The organism is Kaistella sp. (genome assembly GCF_049588135.1).
GTDB lineage: Bacteria > Bacteroidota > Bacteroidia > Flavobacteriales > Weeksellaceae > Kaistella.
In genome coordinates, this window is record NZ_JBAVFG010000024.1 from 1 (window position 1) to 4,252 (window position 4,252).

4 protein-coding genes are annotated in these 4,252 nt (G+C 32.3%); 1 reads left to right on the top strand and 3 read right to left on the bottom strand.

Features of this window, described 5'->3' with window-relative positions:
* Window positions 1–398: 398 nt before the first annotated feature.
* The 3 genes from WBY99_RS01425 to WBY99_RS01435 form a co-directional block, all read right to left on the bottom strand.
* On the bottom strand, window positions 399–626 hold the full coding sequence (locus WBY99_RS01425) for a hypothetical protein (protein ID WP_423974564.1): 228 nt from the start codon (window positions 624–626) through the stop codon (window positions 399–401).
* Between the two features lie 169 nt (window positions 627–795).
* Window positions 796–1,089: a hypothetical protein gene (locus WBY99_RS01430; RefSeq protein WP_423974565.1), complete on the bottom strand. Its 294-nt coding sequence runs from the start codon at window positions 1,087–1,089 to the stop codon at window positions 796–798.
* Window positions 1,090–1,246: 157 nt separating this feature from the next.
* Window positions 1,247–1,477, bottom strand: a complete 231-nt coding sequence (locus tag WBY99_RS01435) for a hypothetical protein (protein ID WP_423974566.1) — start codon at window positions 1,475–1,477, stop codon at window positions 1,247–1,249.
* A gap of 159 nt (window positions 1,478–1,636) precedes the next feature.
* Here WBY99_RS01435 and WBY99_RS01440 point away from each other — a divergent pair, with 159 nt between their 5' ends.
* On the top strand, window positions 1,637–4,090 hold the full coding sequence (locus tag WBY99_RS01440; RefSeq protein WP_423974567.1) for a DNA translocase FtsK 4TM domain-containing protein: 2,454 nt from the start codon (window positions 1,637–1,639) through the stop codon (window positions 4,088–4,090).
* The last annotated feature ends 162 nt before the right edge of the window (window positions 4,091–4,252 follow it).

Consider the following 4,252-nt stretch of genomic DNA (forward strand, 5'->3'; position numbering starts at 1 on the left):
ACATAAACAACTGACAATCAGTTTTTTATAAGTTATTTTTCTTGTTTAATTATGCCATAAACTTTTCTTTATTTAATTTTTAAACAGGCTCTTTTAATTTATCTGAAATTTCAGGATACCTTTTAAGATCTTCAATATATTTTCTACTTTTCATATTCTTGATATGATTTTCAATTTTTCTTGCAACTGTTCTATTCTTACATTCATCAACTAAAAAAAAAATTCCAATCAGTTGCTATTTTCGTAAAAGAATGTTCATAAAACCCTTCTCTGTGTTGTTGGCTCGATAACCCTTTTGAAGATCATATAGAACCACCTAAGAGGTTCTATTCTGAGAATATTAAATTTATCCCGAAAAACTCAATAGAATTGTGCGACTTTCAAGAATCTAGATTTATTTAGGACAGGATTGGTTTTAATTCATAGCTTCCTAAAAAATTATCTGAACCGTGATTCCAAAACATTGATATTTTAAAAGTATTATTTTTATACAAAATCAATGTTACATTACTATCATTAAGGTTTGAAATAAGACATACTCCTCTTTCACCCATATAATAGTTCATTGAAAAGTGAACCACAAACATAAAAACCAATCCTAAAACAACTCGATTTGTTGTTTTCAAATTTCCTTTTTTCCTTTTTAAATAATAAAAATCAATACTAATAAAAATTCGAAGTCTTAAAAATATTCAAATTAGAAAATACAAAAGAAAAGAAAAGAGGAAAAAAATTCCTCTCCTCTGAAGTTTCAACCAATAAAAAACCTTACTCAAAAAAGTAAGGTTGCATTAATTAAGATAAAAGATCTTCATTTTCTTCTTCGTGATCATCTTCGTTATCGCTTCGACTGTAATAATTATTTTCTTCGTCTTCGGAGCCAATGCTCTCCATATCATCATCATCGCTCGCTCCCGGAACGTCTAGATTTTCATCCAAATCATCCTCGTCAGTTGATTCGCTCGTAATTGGATTTCCGTTTCCGTCTAAAGAAATATGTTTTTCCTGATTAAAAATATCGTTTTCTGAACTGTAGTTCATTTCTTTCATTTTTTCTTTTTGTTCCCAAGTGTTGTCTTCTGGTTTCATAATAAAAAGTTTAGTGTATTAATGGTGTGACAAAAATGATTCCAAGATGATTGTAATTTTAAAAAAATTATTACCACAGATATTATTACTCAAATAAAACAGGTAGATAATTCTAGTTTGAAAGTGAAAATTTTCTATTTACCGAATTTCATCAAACTTATAAATCATCATCGAGCATATTATTTTTATTATTTTCCCATTCGTCATTATATGCTTTTTCCTGATTTTCCCACGCTTTAGGAGGAATTGCATTTTTAGCATTTTTTTTCGGATGACTATCGGTAATTAATTTTTCTTCTTTTGAATGATTCTCTACATTTAGAACCACTTCTTTATCATTGTTTAATAACAATTTATCTTTATCCTTTGGATTATTATGTGCATTCATGATGTTTTTATTAAAGGGTTACTTGCGATAATGCTTCAAAAATTATTCCGAAATAAACCGCTCTACTATCTTTTAATACTTCTTTTATAATCAAAAAAAATCTTAATCATTCACAAAAATTTCTTAATTATTATTATTAAATTTGCCCTGATTGACATTATGGAAAAAGATACAAAAAAAACCACGCCTAAAACGGCTGAACAAAGCAAAATCCTTTCTAAACCGCGCATATTTTTCGGAATTTTATTTCTCGTGATTTCGGTAGTAGGCACTCTTTCGTTCATTTCTTATTTAATGAACTGGAAAGCCGACCAAAGCCAAGCCGGAACCATGCTGGATAAAACGATTAAATCATCTAACATTTTTGGGAAAATTGGTGATTGGCTTGGTAATATTTTTATTTTCGAAAGTATCGGAATTGCAGCATTTCTGGTTGCTTTCCTCTTTTTTGTTTTTGGAATGATGATTCTGAAAAAAAACTATTTCAAACCTTGGAAAACCATTGGTCATTCTCTGTTTTTTATTTGCTGGCTTCCGATTTTAATGGGTGCAATTACCCAAGGGCAAGGCGTTTTGAGTGGCGTTTACGGTTTCCAAATTATGGATTTCTTAAATTCAATTATTGGAACTGCTGGTCTTTGGATGGTCATTTTAGTGAGTATTGGTCTTTATTTTATTTTGGAATTTAATCTTCGTCCAAGCAGCATTAAATCTAAATTGAGTGATTTTAATGACAATACAATTGGTCGTGTTAAAGGAATGATGCCCCGTTCAGAAGAGAATTTTGATGCCGATGAAGAACTGGAGGAGATCGCAAATGAGAAGGAACAGAACATTACAGTTACCGAAGTAAATGCAGAACAACAAATACCTAAAGAAGTTGTCCTTAATAATGAAATAGAAACTATTCAAACTCCGAATCAAACTTCATTTGATCAAGATGAGCAAGAAACAACGGTAACTTTAAATCCAAATTCTTCTGCTGAGGAAAATGCAAACCTTCCTAAAACCGATGATATCGATTTCAAAATTGAAGTTGCAAAAACCATTGATATCATCGACGAAAGTGATAAAAAGTCGCAAGAACTCGTCGATAAGCACGGCTATTATGATCATAAATTAGAACTCGGTAAATTCCAAATGCCGCCAATCGATTTATTACGTGATTATGGAAATGAGGAAATCTCCGTTAATAAAGATGAATTAGAAGAGAACAAAAATAAAATTGTTGGTTTATTAAAAAACTTTAATGTCGGTATTTCTGAAATTAAAGCGACCATCGGACCAACAGTTACTTTATATGAAATCGTTCCGGAAGCAGGAATTCGGGTTGCTTCGATTAAAAAATTGCAAGATGATATTGCGCTAAATCTTTCTGCTTTAGGAATAAGAATTATCGCACCAATGCCTGGTAAAGGAACTATCGGGATTGAAGTTCCGAGAAAAAATCCTTCGATGGTTTCTATGAGAAGTGTAATTGCTTCTCAGAAATTCCAAAATTCAGATATGGATTTACCAGTTGTTTTTGGTAAAACGATTTCCAATGAAATCTTCATGGCCGATTTGGCAAAAATGCCCCATTTATTAATGGCAGGTGCAACTGGACAAGGAAAATCAGTTGGGATTAATGCGATTTTAACTTCGCTCCTTTATAAGAAACATCCGAGTGAATTGAAGTTCGTGATGGTGGATCCGAAGAAAGTAGAACTTTCGCTTTATTCAAAAATTGAAAGGCATTATCTGGCAAAACTTCCTGATGGTGAAGATGCCATTATTACTGATACACACAAAGTAATTAATACCTTGAATTCCCTTTGTATCGAAATGGATCAGCGTTATGATTTGCTAAAAAATGCCTTCTGTAAAAACATTAAAGAATACAATAAGAAATTCTCTGAGCGAAAATTAAATCCCGAAAATGGACATCGATATTTGCCTTACATCGTTTTGGTTGTTGATGAATTCGCTGATTTAATAATGACTGCAGGAAAAGAAGTTGAACTTCCGATTGCCCGATTAGCACAGTTAGCAAGAGCGGTTGGAATTCACTTAATCGTGGCAACTCAAAGACCTTCTGTAAACGTAATTACAGGAATGATTAAAGCGAATTTCCCGGCAAGAGCGGCTTTCCGAGTTATTTCGAGTGTGGATTCTCGTACGATTTTAGATTCTCCGGGAGCAGATCAATTAATTGGTAAAGGAGATATGCTTTACTTTAATGGAAATGAAATTATGCGTTTGCAATGTGCATTTGTTGATACGCCGGAAGTTGAAAAAATTGCAGAATTCATCGGTGAACAAAAAGGATATGCAAGCGCATTTATGCTTCCTGAATATTCCACAGAAGATTCTAGTTCTACAGTAAACACTTTTGATCCGAACGAAAAAGATGTTCTTTTCGAAGACGCTGCGAGAATTTTAGTTTCTACCCAACAAGGCTCTACATCGATGTTACAAAGACAATTAAAATTAGGATATAACCGTGCCGGAAGAATTATGGATCAGTTAGAAGCCAGCGGTGTTGTAGGTGGATTCAATGGTGCGAAAGCGAGAGAAGTATTAATCAGCGATTTAAATTCTTTGGAACAGTTTTTGGAAGAATTGCGCAAGTAATTTTAAATCTTAAACAACAGTTTAATTTTAAATTTAATAATTCATCCAAAAAAAATAAAAAAAAGAATGAAAACGATATTAAAAAAAATCTCCTTTGCACTTCTAGTTGTTGCGACGACCGTAAGTTTTTCTGCCCAAAAAATCGATCTGAAAGCAAAAACT

Excerpts from the sequence above, each read along its gene's own strand:
- WBY99_RS01430 (WP_423974565.1), bottom strand. The coding sequence starts at position 1,089 with ATGAAACCAGAAGACAACACTTGGGAACAAAAAGAAAAAATGAAAGAA.
- WBY99_RS01440 (WP_423974567.1), top strand. The coding sequence starts at position 1,637 with ATGGAAAAAGATACAAAAAAAACCACGCCTAAAACGGCTGAACAAAGC.
- WBY99_RS01435 (WP_423974566.1), bottom strand. The coding sequence starts at position 1,477 with ATGAATGCACATAATAATCCAAAGGATAAAGATAAATTGTTATTAAAC.